We start from the raw sequence: 21,619 nt of genomic DNA on the forward strand, positions 1-21,619 counted from the left end.
CGGGCCTGCGAGGTCCGGTCGAGAACCGACTCGTGTCCGCGCTGAAGTGATTCGGGTCTGCCCCCTCCGGACAGACTCCAAGCGCGCCAAGGAGACCAAAAAATGCCGCTGACGCCCGCTGACGTGCGGAACAAGCAGTTCAGTACCACCCGGCTACGGCCGGGCTACGACGAGGAAGAAGTAGACGCCTTCCTCGACGAGGTGGAAGCTGAGCTTGACCGCCTGATCCAAGAGAACGAGGAGCTTCGCGCCAAACTGGCCGAGTGCCTGCGTGGGAAGGTGCCCGGCGGCATGAACATGCCCATGGCCTCCGCCCCGGTGCAGGAGCCGAAGGCCGAGATGCAGCTGCCCCCGCAGCCGGAGCCCATGCGGGCCCCCGAGCCGCAGCCGATGCAGCCCATGCAGCCCATGCAGCCGCAGCCCCAGCCCGTCGCCATGAACATGCCTCCCGCCGAGGACAACATGGACACCGCGGCCCGCGTGCTCGCCCTCGCCCAGCAGACGGCCGACCAGGCCATCGCCGACGCCCGCCGCGAGGCGGACGAGACCGTCACCCGCGCCCGCCGCGAGGCCGACGACATCCTGACCAAGGCTCGCCGCCAGGCCGAGCAGGTCATCGGTGACGCCCGTGCCCGCGCCGAGACGCTGGAGCGCGACGCGCAGGAGCGCCACCGCCAGGCCATGGGCTCCCTCGTCCAGACCCGTGACGAGCTGGAGCGCAAGGTCGAGGAGCTGCGCAGCTTCGAGCGCGAGTACCGCAGCCGCCTCAAGCTCTACCTGGAGAACCAGCTCGCCGAGCTGAACGTCTCCGCGGAGGGCAGCGGCGGGTTCCCGGTTCTGCCGAACCCCGGCGCTCCGGCCATGACGCACGCCGTACCCCAGGGTGGTCAGCAGCCGCTTCCCGGCGGTCCCAGCCCGTTCGGCGGCGAGGCTCCCCAGGGCGCCTTCCCCGGCGCCGACGGCCCGCACAACGACCGCCGGTAAAGTAGCGGGTCAACACAAGGACCCGTCACTCGAGAGAGCCCCCTAGTGATCCTTATCAGTGCTGGTTTGGTGCTCGCGGCGGTTGTACTACTGATCGCGGGCTTCGTGCTGGCAAAGCCGTTCCTGATCATGTGGTCCATCGTGGTGAGCGTGCTTTCCGCGTTGTTCCTGGTGATCGGGGCGCTGCTGCGGCGTCATGAGCTGTTCCCCGGCGGGCGTGCCGGGGCCACGGCCACCCCTCCCGAACCCGCGAAGTTCGGGTACCCGCAGCCGCCGCACTCCGACCAGGCTCCCGCGGGAGCGCCGCCGTCTCCTCCGCGTCCCCAGACGTTCCAGCAGACGGCGACCGTCCCCTCACCGGCTCCCCGCCGGCCCGCGGCACGCGGGATCTCCCCCGACGCTCTCGTCCTGGTGATCCCCGGGCGCAAGCGTTACCACGTACCGGGATGCCGTCAGCTGATCGGACGGGATCACGAGGAGCTCACCTTCGAGGAGGCGCGCGAGGAGGGCTTCACGCCCTGCACGAGCTGCCTGCCCGACGCGGCGCTCGGTGGACGGCAGCTGCCGCCTGCCGCCGACCCCGAGCCCGTCACGCCCCACCCCGCTGCCTCGCCGGAGACCAGGACCGTCTCCGCCGAGCTTCCGGCGGAACCCTCCGAGGCGACCCGCGACATCCGGCCTCCGGGCCCCGTCGCAGCGCCGAAGCCGGCCCCCGCCGCTTCCACCCCCACTCCGGAGTCCGGGCCCGGCCAGCCTGGCGGCTGGTTCGCCCCCAAAGCCTCTTCCTCCGGTACGGCGAAGCCCTCCGCGGCCGGTGACGACACCCCGCCCGCCCCGGGACCGGACGACGAGTCCGACGCCGAGACGACCAACCCGCACCTCCGGCTTCCCGCCATGGAGTCCCCGTCCAAGCCGCCGGCGGGCGGTCCCACGAGCATGACGGGCAAGCCCGCGAGTGCGGACGCCGGGCCCGCGAGCCCCGCGGACGACAAGGCCCGGAAGGACGAGAAGCCCGCGACGGACAAGAGGCCCGGGACGGACGACATGCCCGGGACGGACGAGCCCGAGCGGCCGGTCACGGCCGGGCATCCGGTCACCGGCGACAACGGCGCGGGCCGGCGGCCCGAGGCGCCGGTCGCCGACGAGGGCAGGGCCACCGGCAAAAGCCCGTCAGGACCTCGTGTGGCGCCCTATGTCGCCCCCACGGCCGCCAACGGCGAGGCCAAGCCCGCGACCCCGGAGAAGAAGCCTGAGCCCGGCTCACGGCCCACGCCCGCCGAGTCCTCGGCGGAGGGCAAGCCGGAGGCGCCGTCCCCGAAGCCGGAGCCGAAGTCACGACCGGCCGAGGACGACGCCGGTGACGACGCGTCCGCCAAGGACACGCGGCCGGGCACGGTGAAGGTCATCGTCGGCACGCGCCGCTACCACAGCACCGCCTGCCCGCTGATCCGCGGCGCCGGCGACACGGGCGTGGAGACCATGACGCTGGCCCAGGCCGAAGCCGCCGGGCTGACGAGCTGCTCGGTCTGCCAGAACGACCGCGAATCGGTCGGCTGACCGCCCCGCGCTCCAGGACGAAGCGGCCCGCACACGAAGAGACGCGGCCCCCGGGCATCGGGGACCGCGTCTTGTCCCATCTAGGCGCGGCGCAGCTGGAAGGTCAGCCCCAGGTCGGCGTCGGTGAACACCGGCAGCTCGGACGAGCCCTCCGTGACCGACAGGGCCAGGACCTCGTCGGCCACCAGCCCGCCGTCGGCCCGCAGCGCCTCGGCGAGGTCGGACGAGGCGGCCGTCCACCACAGGTCGATCCGGTCGGTGATGGCCAGGCCGCTCGACTTGCGGGCGTCCTGCACCAGGCGGATGACCTCGCGGATGAGCCCGGCCCTGCGCAGTTCGCCGGTCATGGCCAGGTCGAGGGCGACGGTCTCGCCGGTGCCGGTGTCGACGGCGCCGGTCTCCACCGCCCAGCCGGAGCGCGGCTGCTCGGTGACGATCACGTCGTCGGGGCCCACCTCGACCGTGCCGAGCTCGGCCGCCTCCAGCGAAGCCGTACCCCCGGAGCGCAGTGTGCGCGCCAGGGAGGTGGCGTCGGCGGCGGAGACGGCGGCGGCGACCAGCTTGGTCTGGGAGCCGAACCGCTTGCCCAGCGCGCGGAAGTTGGGCTTGACCGTGTAGGAGACGAGGTCGGCGCTGTAGCCGGACATGTCCTCCAGAGTCTGCACGTTCAGTTCGTCGGCGATGAGCTCGCGCAGTTCGGTGGGCAGGGCGGGCCAGTCGTGGGCGCCGACCAGCGCGCGGCCGAGCGGCTGGCGGGTCTTCACCCCCGACGAGGCGCGCGCGGAGCGGCCCAGTTCGACCAGCCGCCGCACCAGGGCCATCTGCTGGGACAACGCGGGGTCGAGCAGGTCCTCGCGTACGGCCGGCCACGAGGTCAGGTGCACCGAGGCGGGGTCGCCCTCCCGGCGCAGCACGTCCCACAGGTAGTCGGTGACGAACGGGGTGATCGGCGCCATGAGCCGCGTGACGGTCCCCAGGCACTCGTACAGGGTGGCGAAGGCGTCCTGCGAGCCCTGCCAGAACCGGCGGCGCGAGCGGCGCACGTACCAGTTGGACAGGTCGTCGAGGAACTCCGCCAGCCGGCGCCCGGCCCGCACGGTGTCGTACTCGTCGAGCGCCGCGCTCACCTCGGCGACGGTGCGGTGGAGCTCGGCCAGCGCCCAGCGGTCGATGAGCGGCCGCTCGGCGCCGGGGGAGGCGTCCTGCGGCGTCCAGGACGAGGCGTTGGCGTAGAGGGTGAAGAAGGAGGCGGTGTTCCAGTAGGTCAGCAGGACCTTCCTGACGATCTCCTCCAGCGTGCCGTGGCCGACCCGGCGCGCCGCCCAGGGCGAGCCCGAGCAGGCCATGAACCAGCGCAGGGCGTCGGCGCCGTGCTGGTCCATGAGCGGGATGGGCTGCAGCACGTTGCCCAGGTGCTTGCTCATCTTGCGGCCGTCCTCGGCCAGGATGAGGCCGAGGCAGAGCACGTTCTCGTAGGAGGACTGGCCGAAGGTCAGCGTGCCGACGGCCATGAGCGAGTAGAACCAGCCGCGGGTCTGGTCGGTGGCCTCGCAGATGAACTGCGCCGGGTAGACGCCCTCGGGCTTGCCGCGGGCGCCCCACTGGGCGAACGGCATCGAGCCGGAGTCGTACCAGGCGTCGATGACGTCGGGCACGCGCCGCGCCTCGGCCGAGCAGGACGGGCAGGGGAAGGACACGTCGTCCACGAACGGGCGGTGGGGGTCGAGCGCGGACAGTTCCCGCCCGGCCAGCTCGCCCAGCTCCTCCAGGGAGCCGACGCAGGTGACGTGGCTCTCGTCGGCGGTGCACACCCACAGCGGCAGCGGCGTGCCCCAGTAGCGCGAGCGCGACAGCGACCAGTCGACGTTGTTGCGCAGCCACTCGCCGAAGCGGCCCCACTTGATCGTGTCGGGGAACCAGTTGGTCTTCTCGTTCTCGGCGAGCATCTGGTCCTTGACCGCGGTGGTGCGGATGTACCAGGAGGGCAGCGCGTAGTAGAGCAGCGCGGTGTGGCAGCGCCAGCAGTGGGGGTAGCTGTGCTCGAAGTGGCCGCCGCGGAACAGCAGGCCGCGGGCGCGCAGGTCCTCGGTGAGGCCCTCGTCGGCGTCCTTGAAGAACTGGCCGCCGACCATGGGCACGTCGTCGAGGAAGCGGCCGTCGGGGCCGATCGGGTTGACGACCGGCATGCCGTACTTCTTGCAGACCGTGAGGTCGTCGGCGCCGAACGCGGGCGCCTGGTGGACCAGGCCGGTGCCGTCCTCGACGGTGACGTAGTCGCCGAGCACGACGTAGTGCGCGCCCGGGATGTCGACGAGGTCGAAGGGGCGCGCGTAGGAGGTGTGCTCCAGCTCGCGGCCGGTGAAGCGGGCCACCTCGGTGGCGCCGTCGCCCAGCACGCCCAGCAGCGGCTCGGCGACCACGAGCACCTCGCCGTCGGCGGTGCGCGCGGCGACGTAGGTGACGTCGGGGTGTACGGCGACCGCGGTGTTGGACACCAGCGTCCACGGCGTCGTCGTCCAGACCAGCAGCGAGGCGCCGAGCTCCTGGAGGCGGCCCGAGGTGGCCGGCATGCGCACGTACACCGAGGGCGACGACACGGTCTCGTAGCCGCCCGGCTGGCCCAGCTCGTGGTCGGACAGGCCGGTGCCGCAGCGCGGGCAGTACGGGGTGATGCGGAAGTCGCGGAACAGCAGGCCCTTGTCGAAGATGACCTTCAGCGACCACCAGACCGACTCGACATAGGACGGGTCCATGGTCCGGTAGGCGGTGGACAGGTCGATCCAGTAGCCCATCCGCTCGGTGAGCTCTTCGAAGGCGTCGACGTGGCGCAGCACGGACTCGCGGCACTTGGCGTTGAACTCGGCGATGCCGTACGCCTCGATGTCCTTCTTGCCGGACAGGCCGAGTTCTTTCTCGATGCCGACCTCGACGGGCAGGCCGTGGCAGTCCCAGCCGGCCTTGCGGGGGACGCTGAAGCCCCGCATGGTCTTGTAGCGCGGGAACAGGTCCTTGAAGACGCGCGCCTCGACGTGGTGGACGCCGGGCAGGCCGTTGGCGGTGGGCGGGCCCTCGTAGAAGACCCACGACGGGTTGCCTTCGTTCTGCTCCACCGAGCGCTCGAAGATCTTCCCGTCGCGCCAGCGGTCGAGGACCTCGCGCTCGAGCGCGGGCAGGTCGACCTGCGCGGGAAGAGAGCGGAAAGAGTGGGAAGACATCTCGGGCGGGACCTCCACGCTGGTCACAAGCTGACAGGTGCGTGAAGGGACGAAGCCGGAGGGCTCCGCGGTACCACCCTTCTTGGCCCCGGAAAGGGCCCTCTTCGTTCAGGGCTGCGGCCGGTTCTAGTGAGCTCGGTGACGAGCCGTTCTTCCGGCGGCTCCGGGGTGATATCCCTCACAGTCGGGCCCCATCAACGCCTTGCAGGCTCAAACCATAACGCAGAGTGGAGCGAAAGACTTCCCCGTTTTCCGCGGGCCGCGTCCGTGGCGGGCAAAGCGGTGGGAATGGACTCTCCAGCGGAGGAGTTGAATGCGCGGGGCGGGATAGTACGGGAGGGGTAAACCGCACGGCGGGTCGTTTGCCGATCCGTTATCGGGCACCTAAGCTGCCCGCACCATTCACCGGCCTTGATCAGCATGGAGGCAGCCATGGCGGCAGTCACGCAGACCGCAACACCGTCGATGTGGTCGGAGCAGGAGCTGGCCGAGGTACGCGAGTCCCTGCAAAGGGAGATAGACGAGCTCAACGCGGACATTCGCCGCCACGAGTCGGAGATCGCCTCGGGCGACGTGACGCAGGGCGCCGGCGACGACCAGGCGGACGCCGGAGCCAAGACCTATGAGCGCGAACGCGAGATCGCCCTTACCCTGAATGCGCGCGACCTGGTCGCGCAGAACGAACGTGCGATCGCCAGGATCGACGCAGGGACCTATGGAGTGTGCGAATCGTGCCAGAAGCCGATCGGCAAGGAGCGCCTGCAGGCGTTCCCGAGGGCGACGCTGTGCGTGACGTGCAAGCAGCGGGAGGAGCGCAGGTAAAGCGCAAGCTCCTCCTCCTGCTGGGCGCGCTCGCCTTCGTGATCTACGTGGCGGACCTGGTCACCAAGACCGTGGTGCTGCGGACGCTCGAAGGCGAGCCGCCCAACGTGATCATCCCGGGCGTGCTCCAGTTCCGGGTGATCTTCAACTCCGGCGCCGCGTTCAGCATCGGGACCGGGATGACGTTCGTGTTCACCATCATCGCCACGGGCGTGGTGGTGGCGATCATCCGCACCGCCCGCAAGCTGCGCAGCCTGCCGTGGGCGATCACACTGGGCCTGCTGCTGGGCGGCGCGCTGGGCAACCTCACCGACCGGTTGCTGCGCTGGCCGTCCGGCTTCGGCCGGTCGACCCAGCTGCAGGGGCACGTGGTCGACTTCATCGAGGTGCTGCCGGGCAACTTCCCGATCATCGACTACTTCCCGGTCTTCAACATCGCCGACTCCGCGATCGTGTGCGGCGGCATCCTGGCGGTCATCCTGGCCTGGCGCGGCCTGCAGATCGACGGCACCCGCGAGGTGAAGAAGTGAGCGAACAGCGCAGCCTGCCCGTCCCGGACGGGCTGGAGGGAGAGCGGCTGGACGCCGCCCTCTCGCGGCTGTTCGGCTTCTCCCGTACGCGCGCCGCCGAGCTGATCGGCGCCGGTGAGGTGCTGGTCGACGGCAACGAGGCGGCCAAGTCCGACCGGGTGCACGCGGGCGCCTGGCTGGAGGTGACGATGCCGCCCCCGGTCACCACCCCGATGCCGGTCGCCGAGCCGGTGCCCGGCATGACGATCGTGTACGAGGACGACGACATCGTCGTGGTCAACAAGCCGATCGGCGTGGCCGCCCACCCGACCGTCGGCTGGACCGGCCCCACCGTGATCGGCGGCCTGCTCGGCGCCGGGCACACCATCGCCACCAGCGGCGCGGCCGAGCGCCAGGGCATCGTGCACCGGCTCGACGCCAACACCACCGGGGCGATGGTCGTGGCCAAGAGCGAGCACGCGTACTCCCACCTCAAGCGCGCCTTCAAGGAGCGTACGGTGGACAAGCGCTACAACGCCCTCGTCCAGGGACATCCCGACCCGTTCCGCGGCACCGTGGACGCGCCGATCGACCGGCATCCGGCCGGGGACGGGCGCTGGGCGGTGGTGGCGGGCGGCAAGCCGTCGGTGACGCACTACGACACGATCGAGGCGTTCCGGGCGGCGTCGTTGCTGGACATCAAACTGGAGACGGGCCGCACGCACCAGATCCGGGTGCACATGTCCGCCCTGCGGCACCCGTGCGTGGGCGACCTGCTCTACGGCGCCGACCCGACGCTGGCGGCCCGGCTGGGCGTGACGCGGCAGTGGCTGCACGCGGTCTCCCTGGGCTTCGAGCACCCCGCCTCGGGCGAGTGGATCTCCTTCACCACCGACTACCCCGAAGACCTCCAGAAAGCCCTCGACCTGGTGCGCGCCGAGTCGTAGCTCTCCGTCGCCGCGGGGCTTTCCGGCGCTCTCTCCGTTACGGCGAGCCGCCCCCACGCCACCCGCCGCCGCGCGCGGGCGCCGATCGTGGGGGTCGCTTCTCACGCCGGACAGACGCACCGCCGTCACGGCCACCCTTGACCACCCGGACCGGCCCCATGGGTTCCTTGACCGTCTGGGCCGAGCCCAGACGGTCGTTGACCGCCTGGGCCCGGCCCGCTCGCGAAAAGGGCCGGGATCGCGTTATCCGGTGGGGACCGGGGTTCGGGAGAGGAAGTCGGTGACGAAGGCGGTCGTGTGGGTGCCGGCGGCGAACTCGGGCTGGGCCAGCAGCGCGCGCAGCAGCGGGACGGTGGTGGCCACGCCGGGACCCTCGACGGCGAACTCGGCCAGCGCCCGGTCGGCCCTGGCGATCGCCTGTGCCCGCGTCGGCGCCCACACGACCAGCTTGGCGACGAGCGAGTCGTAGTCGGGCGGCACCCGGTCGCCCTGCGCGAACCCCGAGTCGACGCGGACGCCCGGCCCGCCCGGCGGGCGGAACACCGTGAGCAGCCCCGGCGTGGGACGGAAGCCGGCGGCCGGGTCCTCGGCGTTGACGCGGCACTCGATGGCCGCCCCGGTCGGCGTGACCTGCTCCTGCGTGAGCGAGAGCCGTTCCCCGGAGGCGGCCCTGATCTGCTCGGCGACCAGGTCCACGCCGGTGAGCAGTTCGGTAACCGGGTGCTCGACCTGGATCCTGGCGTTGATCTCCATGAAGGTGGCGTTGCCGCCGGCGTCGACCAGGAACTCCATCGTGCCGGCGCCGGTGTAGCCGACGTGCCGGGCCCCGGCCACCGCGTACGCGCCGAGCCGGCGGCGCAGCTCGTCCGGCAGCAGCGGGGAGGGCGCCTCCTCGACCAGCTTCTGGTTGCGGCGCTGCAGCGAGCAGTCGCGCTCGCCCAGGTGGATGACGCTGCCCGAGGCGTCGCCGAGCAGCTGCACCTCGACGTGCCGGGCCGCGGGGACGAACCGTTCGACGTACACCGACCCGTCGCCGAAGACCTGCTGGGCCAGCGCGGTGGTGGCGCGGTAGACCTCGCGCAGCTCGCCGGCGTCGCGGGCGACCGCGATGCCGCGGCCGCCGCCGCCCGCCGCGGCCTTGACGATCACCGGGTAGCCGATCTCGGCCCCGACCTTCTCCGCGTCGGCCAGTGAGGGCACCGCGCCGTCGCTGCCGGGCAGTACCGGCAACCCGGCCTCCGCCATCAGCGCGCGCACCCGCGCCTTGTCGCCGACCAGGTCCATGACCTCGGGGCGCGGGCCGATGAACGTGATGCCGTGGGCGGCGCAGATCCGGGCGAAGTCGGCATCCTCCGACAGGAACCCGTAGCCCGGGTGGATCGCGTCCGCCCCGGTCCGCAGCGCCGCCTCGATGATCGCCGGCACGTAGAGGTAGTTGCGGCGGGCCGGGGGCGGGCACCGCCAGCAGCGGCCAGTTGTCGATCAAGCACCAGCTCAAGGGCGCCTGCGGCGTCCTGGTCGCCGACGCGGCCGGGGCGATCGACGCGCTGGCCGAGGCCGCGCGGCTCGTACGGGGCGGGACCGAGGCGGTCGTCACCGGCGGCACCGAGGCGCCGCTGTCCCCCTACGCGCTGGCCTGCCAGTCGAGCGAGACGGCCCTGTCCGGCGGCGCCGACCCGGACCTGGCCTACCGGCCCTTCTCGCCGGACGCCGCCGGGTACGTCCCAGCGGAAGGAGGCGCGATCCTGCTGGTCGAGGAGAGAGACTCGGCCTACGGCAGGGGCGCGCCCACGGTCTACGCCGAGATCGCCGGGACCGCCTCCACCCACGACGCCCACCACGTCACCGACCCCAGCCCCGACCACCGCCAGTACGCGCGGGCCATGCGCGAGGCGATCGCCAGAGCCGGGCTGACCCCCGCCGACGTCGGCGTCGTCTTCGCCGACGGCGCGGGCAGCCGGGAGCGGGACGCGGCCGAGGTGGCCGCGCTCCGGGAGGTCTTCGGGGGGCGCCGGGTACCGGTGACCGTCCCGAAGACCATGACCGGCCGCCTGTGCTCGGGCGGCGCCGCGCTCGACCTCGCGTGGGCCGCGCTGGCCCTGGCCGACGGGGTCATCCCGCCCACCATCAACACCACCTCCACCGACCTGGACCTGGTCATCGAGCCGCGCCTGGTGCGCGGGCTGTCGGCCGCCCTCGTCACCGCCCGCGGCGCCGGGGGCTTCAACTCCGCCGCCGTCCTCACCCGCCCCTGACCACCCGTCCCGACCAGCCCGCCTCCCGTCCGGGGGCGGGCTTTTCGGCGCCCGCACAGCCCTTGCGCTCCGACAGGCCCTGCGCTCCGCACCGGCCTTTGGACCTGTGCGGGGCCTACGATCCGTGCGGGGCTTTGGGTCTGTGCGGGGCTTTGGGTCTGTGCGGGGCTTTGGGTCTGTGCGGGGCTTTGGTCCGGGAGGGGGCTTTGGTCCGGGAGGGGCCGCCGCCCCGGGTGGGGCGGCGGCCCGGTCGGGGGTCAGCCCACGGGTTCCGGTACGGCCGGCGCCACCCGATCCTCGTGCCGCAGCGGCGAGGGCCGCACGAACAGCACGCGTGCCGCCCACCCCGGCAGCCACCAGTTCCAGCGCCCCATCATCGCCACCGCCGCCGGCACGAGCACGGCCCGGATGAGTGTGGCGTCCAGGGCGATCCCGAGCGCGAGCCCGCTGGCGAACACCTTGACGTCCAGCTCCGGCGTCATCGCCAGCACCGCGAAGGAGATGAACAGGATCAGCGCCGCCGAGGTCACCAGCCGCCCGGTCCGCCCGACCCCCTCCACGACCGCCTGCGCCGTGTTTCCGGACTTGTCGTACTCCTCCCGCATCCTGGCCAGGAGGAACACCTCGTAGTCCATGCTCAGCCCGTACAGGAACGCGAAGATGGTCAGCGGGACGAACTCCCCGATGGCCCCGGTCGGCTGGATGTCCAGGATCTCCCTGGTGCCCCAGCCGTACTGCCAGATGAGCACCATCGCGCCGATCACCGCGCCCAGCGACAGCAGGTTGAGCAGAACGGCCTTCAGCGGCAGCAGCAGCGAGCGGAACGCGCGGGCGAGCATCACGAACGTCACCAGCGCGATCATCGCGAACATCCACGGGAAGGCGCCGTAGGTGTGCTCACGGAAGTCCATGCTCTGCGCCGCGTTGCCGCCGACCAGCACGCCGTCCGGCACCGCGGCGCGCACGCGGGCGATGGTCGCCTCGCCGGCGTCGGTGCCGTTCTCGGCCGAGGGCAGCACGGCCAGGACGGCGGTGCCCTCGCGGCGCCAGCCGGGCGTGTCAGGCGACAGCACCGCCGAGACGCCCTCCACCCCGGCGATCATGGCGGTGGCCGTCGCCGGGTCACCCTTCACCAGCACGTCGAACGGGGTGATGGAGCCGGTCGGCACACCCGCCTGCCGCAGCGCGGTCAGCCCGGCGTACCCCGAACCGGAGGTGCGCAGGTGCGCGCTCTCCGGCAGGCCGAGGTTGACGCCCAGGGCGGTGTAGCAGAGCGCGGCCAGCAGCCCGCCGGCCACGATCGCGGCCGGCCAGCGCCGGCGCACCACCGCGTGCGCCCACGCCGACCAGGCCCGGCCCGCGCGCGCCTCGCGGGCGAAGCGTACGCCGCCGTCCTGCGAGCCGCTCCTCCTGCGGTCCAGGCGCCGGCCGGCGCGGGCGAGCAGGACCGGCAGCACGGTCAGCGTCACCAGCACGCTCACCGCCGCGATGATCATCCCGGCGACGCCCAGGCTGCGCAGGAACGGCACCGGCAGCACCACCATGGTCACCAGCCCGATCGCGACGGCCACGCCGCTGAACAGCACCGCCCGCCCGGCCCCCGCCATGGCCCGGTGGACCGCCTCGTCGCCCCGGTGGCCGTTGGCCTGCTCCTCCCGCCAGCGCGCCACGATCAGCAACGAGTAGTCCACCGCGATGCCGAGCCCGAGCAGCGGCATCGTGGTCAGCGCCACGTCGTGCACGGTCATCACGAACGTCAGCAGCAGGATCGCGATGAACGACACGAACACCGCCAGCACCGAGATCAGCACCGGCACCAGGGCCAGCGCCGAGCGGAAGACCAGCAGCAGCACGAGCACGGCGGCCAGCACGCCGATGCCGATCTTCGTGGGCACGTCCACGCCGCCGGCGTCTACGCTGGGCGCCAGCGCGTCCAGGCCGGTCACCTCGACCCGGCTGCCCTGGGGAAGGTGCGGGCTCATCGCCGCCCTGATCACCGGGCCCTCGTCGGGCGTCTCGCCGAGGCCGCCGCCCGGTGGGCTGCCGTCGGAGTAGGTGCCGGGGTAGACCAGGCCGAAGGTGGTACGGCCGTCCGAGCCGACCAGCTTCGTGTCCCCGGTACCGGCGAACGACACGACACGTGCCTGGGGCATCGCCGCGGACACCGCGTCGTACGCGCGGGCGAGCGCCGCCCGCTGGCTGGTCGCGGTCGTGCCCTCGGGCAGCACCACGACCGGTACGAACGGACGCTGGTAGCCGCCGTTGCCGTAGAGACGGACGATCTCCTGGTTGGCGTCGAAGGCGGGCATGCCGGCGTGGGAGTACTCCTCCGACAGCCGCTGGATCGCGATCGGGGTGGCGCCCATGCCGATCAGGAAGGCAAGGACGGCCAGCAGCGTGACGAGGCCCTTGCGGCCGAGTACGAAGGCCGAGATTCTCTCCATGCGAACAGTCGAGCAGCGCCGCCGGTGCCCGCTCTGTGGGCGTTCTGAGGAAAGCATGTGAGTGCGGTTTCACAGAGATCTTTATGGGCTTTCACAGAACGGACGGGAAAGACTGGTCCCGTGAGCCGAATCCTGGTCGTCGACGACGAACCGTACCTGGCCGACCTGGTCTCCACCGCCCTGCGCTACGAGGGGTTCGAGACCCGGATCGCCGGCAGCGGGGCGTCCGCGGTCGCGCTGGCCCAGAGCTTCGACCCCGACCTGATCGTGCTGGACGTGCTGCTGCCCGACATCCTCGGCACCGAGGTCTGCCACCGGATCAGGACGGCCGGCTCCCAGGTGCCCGTCGTCTTCCTCACCGCGCGCGACGCCACCGAGGACAAGATCACCGGGCTGACCGTCGGCGGCGACGACTACGTCACCAAGCCGTTCAGCCTGGAGGAGCTGATCCTGCGCATCCACGCCGTGCTGCGCAGGACCAGCGGGGCCGCGCAGAGCCCGGCCCGCGCCGGGTTCGCCGACCTGGTCGTGGACGACGACACCTACGAGGTCTGGCGGGCCGGCCGGCGCATCGACCTGACCCCGACCGAGTTCAAGCTGCTGCGCTTCCTGGTCGCCAACGCGGGCAAGGTCATGTCCAAACGCCAGATCCTCGACCACGTCTGGGACTACGACTTCGGCGGCAACGACGGCGTCGTCCAGACCTACATCAGCTACCTGCGCCGCAAGGTCGACGCCTTCGAGCCCCCGCTGATCCACACCATGCCCAGGATCGGCTACGTGCTGCGCCTGCCCAGGGAGGACCGATGACCCTGCGCACCCGGCTGGTGCTCACCACGGTCGGGCTGGTCACGCTGGCGCTGGGGCTCGTGGCCGGGGCCACGTTCGGCGCGCTGCAGGACTGGCGCGGATCCGGCGGCAGCAGGCTGCTGGCCATGAACACGCCGGAGGCGCTCGTGGCCGCCTCCGACGAGCTGACCTCGCGAGTGGCCTGGGTCCTTGCCGGCACCTCGGCGGCGGCGCTGGTCCTGCTGACGTTCCTGGCCGCCCACCTGATCCGCAAGGGGCTGCGCCCGCTGGACCGCATGGTCGAGGCCGCCGCCGACATCGGCGCGGGCAACCTGGAGCGCCGCGTCGAGGCCGCCCGCCCGGTCGGCGAGGTGGGCCGCCTGGCCCACGCGCTCAACGCGATGCTCGGCCAGCTGGAGGGGGCGTTCCGCCAGCGGGAGTCCTCGGAGGAACGGCTGCGCAGGTTCGTCGCCGACGCCTCCCACGAACTGCGCACCCCGATCGCCACCATCCGCGGCTACGCCGAGTTGTTCCGCCGCGGCGCCGACGGCCGCCCGGAGGACCTGGCGCGGGCCATGCACCGCATCGAGGCCGAGGCGGGGCGCATGGGCTCGATGGTCGACGAGATGCTGCTCCTGGCCCGCCTCGACCAGGGCCGCCCCCTGGAGCGCACGCCCGTCGACCTCATGGCGCTGGCCGCCGACGCCGTCTCCGACGCCCACGCCATGGACCCCGGGCGCGTGATCGGACTGGAGTGCGCCACCCCCGTCACCGTGACCGGCGACCCGCTCAGGCTCCGCCAGGTCGTCGGCAACCTGCTCAAGAACGTCCTGGACCACACGCCGCCCGGCACCCCCGCCGTCGTCCGCCTGGACAGGGAGGGCGGGCACGCGGTGCTGGAGGTCGCCGACGAGGGACCGGGCCTGAGCGAGGAGCAGACCGAGCGGGTGTTCGAGCGCTTCTGGCGCGGCGAGCACCGGCAGGCCGACGGGCGCCGGCTCGGGGGGTCGGGGCTGGGGCTGTCGATCGTGGCCGCCGTCGTGGCGTCCCATGGCGGCGAGGTGGGGGCCGCGTCCACCCCCGGCACAGGCACCACCTTCACGGTACGGCTACCGCTCTGACCTGACCCCCACGCCTTTGTGGCCTTCGCGAGCCCAGGGCGTCTTCGGGCCCGGGTGCTTCAGCCCTTTGCGCCGGACCGGCCCATCGCGACGCCGGAACCGGGGTCCTCGTTCTGCTGGTCCTCGTTCTTGCCCTCGTCCTGCTTGTTCTCGCCGCCCTTCCCGTCGCCGTTCTCCGACGGGTCGACCTCGCCGGGCTTGTCGTCGTCGCCCTTCTCGGTGGCCGAGCGGGTGGGGGTGGGCTTCCTGGACGGGGTGGGATCGGGGTCCGGGGATCGCGTGGTGGGCCGGGCGGTGGGGCTCTGCCGTACCGGGGACTCGGTGGGCGGGGCGGAGGACGGCGGGGGAGTGCCGGACGGCGAGGAGCCGCGCGTGGGGGTGCTCTTCACCACGGGCGTCGAGGGCGTCGGGGTGGCCACGTCGCGCTCCGACCACCACGCCACCCCGCCCGTCACCAGGCCCGCCGCCAGCACGAGCCCGCTCAGCGCGGCCACTCGCCCCGCCCGCCCCTTGCCCCGCCCATGCCGTCCGGACCCACGCCCGCCACGGCCACCGCTCCCGCCACCAGCCCCCGGCCCGCCATACCCACCCGCGACACCCGCGCCCGCACCCGCAACGCCCGCGCCCGCTCCCGCGACGCCCGCGCCCGCTCCCGCGACGCCCGCGCCATGCGAGCCCGAGCCGCCCGCTCCCACGCCGCCCGTGCTTGCGGCTCCGGTCCCCGGGATGGGGGCGGTGGGTTCGGGGGCGAGGCCGGTGGTGATGGCGTGCAGGTGGCGCTCGGTGTCCTCGGCGGTCAGGCGGTCGGCGGGGTTCTTCTCCAGCAGTCCCAGGATGACCGGGCCCAGCGGCCCCGCCTTGGACAGCGGCCCCGGGGGATCGTGCATGACGGCGCCCAGCGTGGCCAGCGCGTGCCCGCGCTGGAAGGGGGAGTGGCCCTCGACGGCCATGTACAGGGTGACGCCGAGCGACCACAGGTCGGCGGCGGGACGCGCGGTGGTGCCCGCGGCGCGCTCCGGGGCGATGAAGGCGGGGGTGCCGACCAGGACGCCGGTCCTGGTGAGGGAGGCGTCGTCCTCGGTGGTGGCGATGCCGAAGTCGGTCAGCACCGCCCGGCCGTCGTCGGTGAGCAGCACGTTGTCCGGTTTGACGTCGCGGTGCAGGACCCCGGCCGCGTGCGCCGCCCGCAACGCCCGCATGAGCTGCAGGCCGATCGCCGCCGCCTGGACCGGCGGCAGCGCGCCCTCCTCCCGCACCAGCTCACCCAGCGTGCGCGAGGGCACGAGCTGCATGATGATCCAGGGGTGCCCGTGTTCCTCCAGCACGTCGTAGACGGTGGCCACGCCCGGGTGGGCGACCCGTCCTGCGGCCCGCGCCTCGCGGAAGGTCCGTACGGTGAACACCTCGCGCTCGGGGCCGCTGAGGCCGGGTGGCGGCTGGATCTCCTTGACCGCCACGTCCCGGCCGAGCACCTCGTCATGGGCCTGCCAGACGGTGCCCATGCCACCCTTGCCGATGGTCCTGAGCAGACGGTAGCGGCCGCCGACGATCCCCGCAGATTCGGACATGCGGGGCGTCTACCCGGTAAAGAGCCTGACAAGCGCGGTGACGACGGCCGCCGACGCCAGCACGGCCAGGAAGGGCGCGCGCAACAGCAGCGCGACCACGGCGGCGCCCAGCCCGGCGGTCCTGGCCAGGTCGAAGTCCAGGCGGCCCTGCGCGGTGAACATCTGCACCGCGATCAGCGCGGCCAGCAGCGCCACGGGCACCAGTTCGGAGAAGCGGTGCACGAGCGGGTGGTCCAGCACCTTGCGCGGAGCGGCCAGGCCCGCCAGCTTCAGCGCGTAGCAGCCCGCGCAGACGATCGCGATCGCCCACCAGAGCGTCATCGGACCATCACCACCAGCACGGCCGCCGCCGCCACCAGCACGGGCACGCCCGGCGGCAGGAACGGCGTGGCGGCCAGCGCGATGAGCGCGCCGGTCAGCGCGAGTGTGCGCAGCTCGGAACGTTCCCGCAGCCGCGGCCACAGGATGGCCAGGAACGTGGCCGGGCCGACGACGTCCAGGCCCAGCATGCCCGGGTCGCCCAGGAAGGAGGTGCCGAGCGCGCCGGCGAGCGTGGTGAGGTTCCACATGACGTAGAGCGTGACGAACGTGGTGGTGAACCCGGCCCTGGCCGCCGCCGGGTTCGGCTGGGCGAGGGCGACGGCGGTGCTCTCGTCGATGACGCCGTGCGCCGTCACCGCCCTGCGCCCGCCGCGGACCTGGAGGAGGTCGGCCAGGCGCAGGCCGTACAGGGTGTTGCGGGTGCCGAGCAGCAGGGCCCCGGCGGTGGCCGAGACCAGGTCGCCGCCCGCGCCGACGGCGCCGGTCAGGGCGAACTGCGAGGCGCCCGTGAAGGTCAGCAGGCTCAGCACGCACGCCTGCGCCACGTCCAGTCCCGCGGTGACGGCCGCGGCTCCGAAGGCGACGCCGGACAGGCCCACCGCCAGTCCGACGCCCAAACCGTCCCGGATCGCGGCGGAACGGGTTGTTGTCTGTTCCATGAGGGTAAGGCTAGGAAGCTGGGCCTTCCTCCGTCTTGTACGTTCCTGCGGAGCGCCGGTACGCCGCCGGTGGCACGCCCACGATGCGCTTGAAGTGCCGGTTCAGGTGGGCCTGGTCGGTGAAGCCCACCTCGGCCGCCACCAGGGCCGGCGGGGTGCCCGTCTCCAGGAGCGAGCGGGCCTGCCGTACCCGCAAAGAGGTGAGGTAGGCGTGCGGCGGCAGGCCCGTCGCCGCCTTGAACGCCCGCAGCAGCGGGAACGGCCGCGCGCCCACCGCCGCCGCCAGTTCCTCCAGCGTCGGCGGGTCCACCATGCGCGCGCGCAGCATTTCCAGCGCCGCCTCCACTTCACGCCCGCCCGCCCGCGGACCGTCCGGCGGAGCGTGCGGCGGCGTCGAGTGGCGCGACATCAGCTGGGCGAAGAAGGTCCGCATCAGCGTCGAGGCCGTCAGGTCGTCGCCGCGCTCGGCCGCCAGATGCGTGCGCCCCAGCAGCCCCGCCAGCGCCGGATCGCTCACCACCTGCTCGGGGAAGAACGGCCGCGCGTACGGCAGGCCCAGCTCGGCCGCCACCTCCGCCATGGCCTCGGCCGACGGGTACAGCATCCGGTAGGCCCACCCGTCAGGCGTCCCCGCGTGACCGGTGTGCACCGAGTCGGCGTTGACCAGCACGATCTCGCCGGAGCCCGCCCGGTGGGTGGAGCCGCGGTTCTGGAACTCCTCGACGCCGTCGAGTATCAGCCCGATCGCGTACTCGGCGTGGGTGTGGCGGGTGAAGCGGTGGGTGACGTAGCGGGCTTTGAGCAGGTTGACCTCGGGCACCGCCGGGTGCCGCCAGAAGTTCGCCTGCTCCTTCACAACACCCGAAAATACTCCACGAAGGTGTTGAAGTAGTTCACGTGGTCCTCCCAGCGGCTGTCGGGCAGCTCCCAGTAGACGGCGTAGGGGCGGCCGTCGGCGGCGCGGAAGCCGCGCGTGATGACGTGCACCCTCGTCGTGCCCTTCACCCGGGTGAACTCCCAGTCGGCGGCGGGCCGGCCCAGGTACGTCAGCCGCCTGATCGCGATCCGCTTGTAGTCGCGGAACTCGTTCCTGCGCAGGATGTCGCCTTCGACGTTCTTCCAGTGCTGGACGGGGTCGCTCCAGACGTCGTCGGTCCATTCGACGATGAGCTGGCCGCCGGTGCCGGGGCCGGTCCAGGAGATGCTGTCGCGGTCGGGGCTCTTGCTGCCCTTCCAGTTCTCGGGCACGGCCACGGAGAAGGCGCCGGTCTTGCTGGTGACCGTGCGCCAGCCGTCGGGCGGCGCCGGGGACGGCGTGGCGGTCGTTGAAGGGGTGGGGGGGACGGTGACGCCGGTGGCGGGCGGCGTGGGGGTGGACTTGGGCGCGGCGGTGCCGGCCAGCCGGCCCGACAGCAGGAAACCGGCCGTGGCCAGGCCGCCCACGGCGAGGAGCGCGGTGGAGGCGACGACCCAGCGTGGGCGGCGTCCGGTCCGCGACGCGCCCGTGGGGTGGCCGTCGTTGTGGAGGGTGGGTTCGTGGCCGGCGACGCCGGGTGGCCCGCCGTGGCCGTGGGGCGGCGGGGCCGTACCGGATGCCGTCTGGAGCAGTGCGGCGGCCTGGGCGGCGGGGATGCGGGCGGCCGGGTCGCGGCGCAGCAGACCCTCGATGACCGGCGCGAGCGCGCCCGCGCGCGCCGACGGGGCGGGCGGGTCGCGCAGGACGGCGGCCACCGTGGCGGCCCACGAGTCGCCGCGGTAGGGCGGCCTGCCCTCGACCGCGGTGTACAGGGTCGCGCCCAGCGACCAGAGGTCGGACTCCGGCCCGGCGGGCAGGCCGTTGAGGCGCTCGGGCGGCATGTACGCGGGCGTGCCGACCAGGTGGCCCGTCGCGGTCAGGCCCTGCTCGGCCTCCAGCGTGGCGATGCCGAAGTCGGTCAGCACCACGCGGCCGTCGTCGGCCAGCAGCACGTTCTCCGGCTTCACGTCGCGATGCAGCACGCCCGCGGCGTGCGCGGTGCGCAGCGCGTCCAGCAGCGCCGCGCCGATCGCCGCCACCGTGCCGGGCGGCAGCGGGCCGCCGTCGCCGACCACCTTGGCCAGCGAGCGCGAGCGCACGAGGTTCATGACGATCCAGGGGCGGCCGTCCTCCTCGACCACGTCGTACACCACGACCACCGACGGGTGCTCCAGTCGCCCGGCGGCCCTCGCCTCCCGGATCGTGCGCCGGTTGAGCTCGCTCCGCTTGGCCTCGCCGACGCCGGAGTAGCGGACCTCCTTGACGGCCACGGGACGGTCGAGCAGCTCGTCGTGGGCGCGCCACACCACGCCCATGCCGCCTTCGCCGATCGGCTCGATGAGGCGATAGCGGTTGCTGACCAGCCGTTCCACGCGGTGCAGCCTACTTGGCGGGTTTGAAGGTGGCGGCGAAGGTGTCGAAGAAGTGCAGGTCCTTCTTCCATCGGCTGGCCAGGTTGTGCCAGTAGATGGAGTAGCCCATGCCGCCTTCGGTGACGAAGCCCCGGTTGCGGACCCGGGTCTCACCGGTGTTGGTGTTCCAGGTGAACTCCCAGTCCGCCGCCGCCACCATGTAGTCGACCTTCTTGATGTGGATCTTCTTGTAGCCGCCGAAGATGTTCTTGGCCGACTTCTCCTGCCGCTTCCAGTCGCCGACCGGGTCGTCGCCGGCTTTGTCGATCTGGTCGATCGCCACGAAGGCGTTGGATCCGGCGCCGGGTCCGCGGTAGAAGATCTGGCTGCCCTCGCGCTTGAACTCCTTCCAGCCCTTGGGCAGGGCCAGGGAGAAGCCCGACTTGTCCTTGTGCATCTTCCAGCCGTCGGGCAGCACGCCCTCCGCCTTGGACGCCTCCGGGGTGGGGGAGGGGTCGGCCTGCTCCGGCGGGCTCTTCTCCGGGCTGGAGGTCACCGCGGCGCTCTGCGGGGAGCGCCCCGGATCCTCTGTCTTGTCTCCCTTGTCCAGGGCCGAGTTCAGGCCGAGGTAGCCGCCGATCCCGGCGACCAGGATCACGGCCGCGCCGACCGCGAGGAGCGGGCCGTAACGGCGGCGGCCGCCCTCGCCTGAGGGATGGGTGAGCTCGGCCGCCGGGGCGGGCGGGACCAGGTCCCAGGAGTCCGGATCGTCGGCGTCGGCGGGCGCTTCGGCCGCGAGCGCCGCCCGCTGCCTGGCCGCTTCCCGCTCGCGCTCCCTGGCGGCCTCCCGCTCCCTCGCCCTTTCCCGCTCACGGGCCCGCTCGCGTTCCGCGGCCTTCTCGCGCTCGCGGGCTCGCGCCCGTTCGCGCTCCAGTTCCCGCTTGCGGATCTGCTCCCGTTCGCGTTCCGCGGCGGCGCGCTCGCGCTCGGCCGTGCGCGCCTGCTCCACGGCCGCGCTCTCCAGCGCGGAGGTGTCGATCCGCGTCGGCCGGGCGATCTTGGTCCCGGTCTCCGGTACGGCGGCCGCCACGGGCTTGAGGTTGGGGTCGGTGGGCATGTCGTCCACGGCCACCACGGCCTCGGAGTGCGACTGCATGACGATCCGGCGCAGCATGCGCGCCGTCTCCTCGTACGTCAGCCGCTGCACCGGCTCCTTGACCAGCAGTCCGTCGATGATGGGCTTGAGCGGCCCGGCGTTGTGCGAGGCGTCGGGCTCGTCGGTCAGCACCGCGTGCATGGTCGCCAGCGCCATGCCGCGCTCGTGCGGCGACTTGCCCTCCACCGCCGTGTAGAGGGTGGCGCCCAGCGACCACAGGTCCGACTCACGCCGCGCGGGCAGGCCCTTGAGCCGCTCCGGCGCGATGAACGCGGGCGTTCCGGCCAGGCCGGTCATGGTCAGCTGCGTCTCGGTCTCCAGCGTGGCGATGCCGAAGTCGGTCAGCACCACGCGGCCGTCGTCGGCCAGCAGCACGTTCTCGGGCTTGACGTCGCGATGCAGGACGCCCGCCTCGTGGGCCCGGTGCAGCGCGTCGAGGACGGCGACCCCGATCTCGGCCACGCGGGCGGGCTGCAGCGGCCCGTCCTGCTTGATCACCGCGCCGAGGGAGCGTGAGGGCACGAGCTGCATGACGATCCAGGGGCGGTCGTCCTCTTCGATCACGTCGTGCACGATGATCACGTTGGGATGCTCGAACCTGGCCGCCGCCCTGGCCTCGCGCATGGTACGCCGGTTGAGCAACTGGACCTCGTCGCCCAGGGCGGCCGCGTAACGGACCTCCTTGACCGCGACGGTGCGATCGAGCAGTTCGTCATGGGCCCGCCAGACGATCCCCATGCCGCCCCTGCCGATGGGCTCCTGCAGTTGGTAGCGGCCGGCGATGCGGCGACCACGCTGCGTACGATCCGACGTCAACGGCCTCAAACCCTCCTCTAGGCCAAGAAATACTCCCATAGCGGGGGATCAACGGCGACTCACGTAAGAGTCAGTCCGTTCTGCGGGTA

17 protein-coding genes and 1 pseudogene are annotated in these 21,619 nt (G+C 72.7%); 8 read left to right on the top strand and 10 right to left on the bottom strand.

Going from position 1 to position 21,619, the window contains the following annotated elements; translation table 11 throughout:
- The first annotated feature begins 102 nt into the window (after nt 1-102).
- Together ACIBI5_RS12860 and ACIBI5_RS12865 are read left to right on the top strand one after the other, a co-directional pair.
- On the top strand, nt 103-984 hold the full coding sequence (locus ACIBI5_RS12860) for a DivIVA domain-containing protein (protein ID WP_397246184.1): 882 nt from the start codon (nt 103-105) through the stop codon (nt 982-984).
- 69 nt (nt 985-1,053) lie between these two features.
- A complete protein-coding gene (locus ACIBI5_RS12865) occupies nt 1,054-2,541 on the top strand; it encodes a hypothetical protein (protein WP_397246186.1) in 1,488 nt (495 codons plus the stop codon).
- Nucleotides 2,542-2,621: 80 nt separating this feature from the next.
- Here the strand turns inward: ACIBI5_RS12865 and ileS are convergent, their stop codons facing one another.
- Complete coding sequence (gene ileS, locus ACIBI5_RS12870) at nt 2,622-5,756, bottom strand: isoleucine--tRNA ligase (RefSeq protein WP_397246188.1); 3,135 nt, start codon at nt 5,754-5,756, stop codon at nt 2,622-2,624.
- Nucleotides 5,757-6,188: 432 nt separating this feature from the next.
- Between ileS and ACIBI5_RS12875 the strand changes: the two genes are divergently transcribed.
- Genes ACIBI5_RS12875 through ACIBI5_RS12885 form a run of 3 tightly spaced genes read left to right on the top strand, consistent with a single transcriptional unit; the run spans nt 6,189 to nt 8,034 of the window.
- Nucleotides 6,189-6,578, top strand: coding sequence for a TraR/DksA C4-type zinc finger protein (locus tag ACIBI5_RS12875; protein WP_184960723.1), 390 nt, complete (start codon nt 6,189-6,191; stop codon nt 6,576-6,578).
- Nucleotides 6,542-7,108, top strand: coding sequence for a signal peptidase II (gene lspA, locus ACIBI5_RS12880; protein WP_397246190.1), 567 nt, complete (start codon nt 6,542-6,544; stop codon nt 7,106-7,108). The genes ACIBI5_RS12875 and lspA overlap by 37 nt, the downstream gene beginning before the upstream one ends.
- Nucleotides 7,105-8,034, top strand: coding sequence for an RluA family pseudouridine synthase (locus ACIBI5_RS12885; protein WP_397246192.1), 930 nt, complete (start codon nt 7,105-7,107; stop codon nt 8,032-8,034). The genes lspA and ACIBI5_RS12885 overlap by 4 nt, the downstream gene beginning before the upstream one ends.
- A 243-nt stretch (nt 8,035-8,277) precedes the next feature.
- Here ACIBI5_RS12885 and ACIBI5_RS12890 read toward each other — a convergent pair whose 3' ends face one another.
- Together ACIBI5_RS12890 and ACIBI5_RS12895 are read right to left on the bottom strand one after the other, a co-directional pair.
- The gene (locus ACIBI5_RS12890) at nt 8,278-9,318 is read right to left on the bottom strand and encodes an ATP-grasp domain-containing protein (protein WP_397246781.1); all 1,041 of its coding nucleotides are present in this window, start codon (nt 9,316-9,318) and stop codon (nt 8,278-8,280) included.
- 9 nt (nt 9,319-9,327) lie between these two features.
- Nucleotides 9,328-9,471 (bottom strand): annotated as a pseudogene (locus ACIBI5_RS12895) (biotin carboxylase N-terminal domain-containing protein); the annotation flags it as partial.
- A gap of 38 nt (nt 9,472-9,509) precedes the next feature.
- On the opposite strand from ACIBI5_RS12895, the gene ACIBI5_RS12900 reads away from it, so the two are divergent.
- Nucleotides 9,510-10,289 carry a beta-ketoacyl synthase N-terminal-like domain-containing protein gene (locus ACIBI5_RS12900; RefSeq protein WP_397246194.1) on the top strand — a complete coding sequence of 260 codons (780 nt, stop codon included), beginning with the start codon at nt 9,510-9,512 and terminating at the stop codon, nt 10,287-10,289.
- Between the two features lie 257 nt (nt 10,290-10,546).
- Here ACIBI5_RS12900 and ACIBI5_RS12905 read toward each other — a convergent pair whose 3' ends face one another.
- Nucleotides 10,547-12,733 carry an MMPL family transporter gene (locus ACIBI5_RS12905; protein ID WP_397246196.1) on the bottom strand — a complete coding sequence of 729 codons (2,187 nt, stop codon included), beginning with the start codon at nt 12,731-12,733 and terminating at the stop codon, nt 10,547-10,549.
- Nucleotides 12,734-12,853: 120 nt separating this feature from the next.
- Here ACIBI5_RS12905 and ACIBI5_RS12910 point away from each other — a divergent pair, with 120 nt between their 5' ends.
- Both ACIBI5_RS12910 and ACIBI5_RS12915 read left to right on the top strand, forming a co-directional pair.
- Nucleotides 12,854-13,543, top strand: a complete 690-nt coding sequence (locus ACIBI5_RS12910; protein ID WP_397246198.1) for a response regulator transcription factor — start codon at nt 12,854-12,856, stop codon at nt 13,541-13,543.
- A complete protein-coding gene (locus ACIBI5_RS12915; protein WP_397246201.1) occupies nt 13,540-14,643 on the top strand; it encodes a sensor histidine kinase in 1,104 nt (367 codons plus the stop codon). The genes ACIBI5_RS12910 and ACIBI5_RS12915 overlap by 4 nt, the downstream gene beginning before the upstream one ends.
- A gap of 59 nt (nt 14,644-14,702) precedes the next feature.
- Here ACIBI5_RS12915 and ACIBI5_RS12920 read toward each other — a convergent pair whose 3' ends face one another.
- From ACIBI5_RS12920 to ACIBI5_RS12945, 6 genes are read right to left on the bottom strand one after another with little or no spacing between them, the layout of a single operon-like run.
- Nucleotides 14,703-16,211 carry a serine/threonine-protein kinase gene (locus ACIBI5_RS12920; protein WP_397246203.1) on the bottom strand — a complete coding sequence of 503 codons (1,509 nt, stop codon included), beginning with the start codon at nt 16,209-16,211 and terminating at the stop codon, nt 14,703-14,705.
- Nucleotides 16,212-16,220: 9 nt separating this feature from the next.
- The gene (locus ACIBI5_RS12925) at nt 16,221-16,532 is read right to left on the bottom strand and encodes an AzlD domain-containing protein (RefSeq protein WP_379618507.1); all 312 of its coding nucleotides are present in this window, start codon (nt 16,530-16,532) and stop codon (nt 16,221-16,223) included.
- Complete coding sequence (locus ACIBI5_RS12930) at nt 16,529-17,191, bottom strand: AzlC family ABC transporter permease (RefSeq protein WP_397246206.1); 663 nt, start codon at nt 17,189-17,191, stop codon at nt 16,529-16,531. The genes ACIBI5_RS12925 and ACIBI5_RS12930 overlap by 4 nt, the downstream gene beginning before the upstream one ends.
- A 10-nt stretch (nt 17,192-17,201) precedes the next feature.
- The gene (locus ACIBI5_RS12935) at nt 17,202-18,047 is read right to left on the bottom strand and encodes an AraC family ligand binding domain-containing protein (RefSeq protein WP_397246208.1); all 846 of its coding nucleotides are present in this window, start codon (nt 18,045-18,047) and stop codon (nt 17,202-17,204) included.
- Nucleotides 18,044-19,579 carry a serine/threonine-protein kinase gene (locus ACIBI5_RS12940; protein ID WP_397246210.1) on the bottom strand — a complete coding sequence of 512 codons (1,536 nt, stop codon included), beginning with the start codon at nt 19,577-19,579 and terminating at the stop codon, nt 18,044-18,046. The genes ACIBI5_RS12935 and ACIBI5_RS12940 overlap by 4 nt, the downstream gene beginning before the upstream one ends.
- Before the next feature lie 10 nt (nt 19,580-19,589).
- Nucleotides 19,590-21,530: a serine/threonine-protein kinase gene (locus ACIBI5_RS12945; RefSeq protein WP_397246212.1), complete on the bottom strand. Its 1,941-nt coding sequence runs from the start codon at nt 21,528-21,530 to the stop codon at nt 19,590-19,592.
- Nucleotides 21,531-21,619: the final 89 nt, after the last annotated feature.

It is taken from the genome of Nonomuraea sp. NPDC050540 (assembly GCF_044457485.1).
Taxonomy (GTDB): domain Bacteria; phylum Actinomycetota; class Actinomycetes; order Streptosporangiales; family Streptosporangiaceae; genus Nonomuraea.

Excerpts from the sequence above, each read along its gene's own strand:
- ACIBI5_RS12860 (WP_397246184.1), top strand. The coding sequence starts at position 103 with ATGCCGCTGACGCCCGCTGACGTGCGGAACAAGCAGTTCAGTACCACC.
- ileS (WP_397246188.1), bottom strand. The coding sequence starts at position 5,756 with ATGTCTTCCCACTCTTTCCGCTCTCTTCCCGCGCAGGTCGACCTGCCC.
- ACIBI5_RS12875 (WP_184960723.1), top strand. The coding sequence starts at position 6,189 with ATGGCGGCAGTCACGCAGACCGCAACACCGTCGATGTGGTCGGAGCAG.
- ACIBI5_RS12890 (WP_397246781.1), bottom strand. The coding sequence starts at position 9,318 with ATGGACCTGGTCGGCGACAAGGCGCGGGTGCGCGCGCTGATGGCGGAG.
- ACIBI5_RS12905 (WP_397246196.1), bottom strand. The coding sequence starts at position 12,733 with ATGGAGAGAATCTCGGCCTTCGTACTCGGCCGCAAGGGCCTCGTCACG.
- ACIBI5_RS12915 (WP_397246201.1), top strand. The coding sequence starts at position 13,540 with ATGACCCTGCGCACCCGGCTGGTGCTCACCACGGTCGGGCTGGTCACG.
- ACIBI5_RS12920 (WP_397246203.1), bottom strand. The coding sequence starts at position 16,211 with ATGTCCGAATCTGCGGGGATCGTCGGCGGCCGCTACCGTCTGCTCAGG.
- ACIBI5_RS12925 (WP_379618507.1), bottom strand. The coding sequence starts at position 16,532 with ATGACGCTCTGGTGGGCGATCGCGATCGTCTGCGCGGGCTGCTACGCG.
- ACIBI5_RS12930 (WP_397246206.1), bottom strand. The coding sequence starts at position 17,191 with ATGGAACAGACAACAACCCGTTCCGCCGCGATCCGGGACGGTTTGGGC.